This window comes from Lactiplantibacillus sp. 30.2.29 (genome assembly GCF_018991255.1).
In the GTDB taxonomy this organism is placed as follows: domain Bacteria; phylum Bacillota; class Bacilli; order Lactobacillales; family Lactobacillaceae; genus Lactiplantibacillus; species Lactiplantibacillus pentosus.
In genome coordinates, this window is the sequence record NZ_JAGYGU010000116.1 from 1 (window position 1) to 615 (window position 615).

Consider the following 615-nt stretch of genomic DNA (forward strand, 5'->3'; position numbering starts at 1 on the left):
CATTGGCCGTGCTCGGTTCCCCAATACAAAATCCCTAGATACATTTGATTTTAGCTTTCAACCCAGTATTAATCGCCAAGAGGTTCTGGAATTCCAGAATCTGGCTTTTATGGAAAAGTCTGAAAACTTAATCTTTATTGGCAATCCGGGAGTCGATAAAACCCACTTGGCAATTAGTATTGGGATTGAGGCCTGTAAACAGGGCTGTCGGGTTCTCTTTATTAATTGTCATGAGCTGTTGATTAGATTGAGAGCAGCTTACGAAAAAGGACTGCTTGATCGATCTCTAAGCCGCTATTCGCGCTATGACCTATTAATTATTGATGAAATTGGGTATTTGCCAATTGGTCACCAAGAAGCTAACCTCCTATTTCAGCTAGTCAATGCCCGCTATGAAAAGCATTCAACGATCATTACCAGCAATAGTGATCTATCCGCTTGGGTTGATATTTTCCAGAACCCAACTGTGACAGCAGCCATTCTCGATCGCTTGGTTCATCATGTTCACGTAGTGAAGATCACTGGTAAATCTTACCGATTACGTGGCCTCAAGTAACTGCCGAAAACCTACATTTCTTTCTGCCGAAAACCTACATTTTTAAACTGCCCTTGACA

1 protein-coding gene is annotated in these 615 nt (G+C 41.8%); it reads left to right on the forward strand.

Going from position 1 to position 615, the window contains the following annotated elements; genetic code table 11:
* Nucleotides 1-556: IS21-like element helper ATPase IstB (istB, locus tag KGF65_RS16810; protein WP_216788273.1), on the forward strand; the 556-nt coding region annotated here is incomplete at its 5' end.
* Between the last annotated feature and the right edge of the window lie 59 nt (nucleotides 557-615).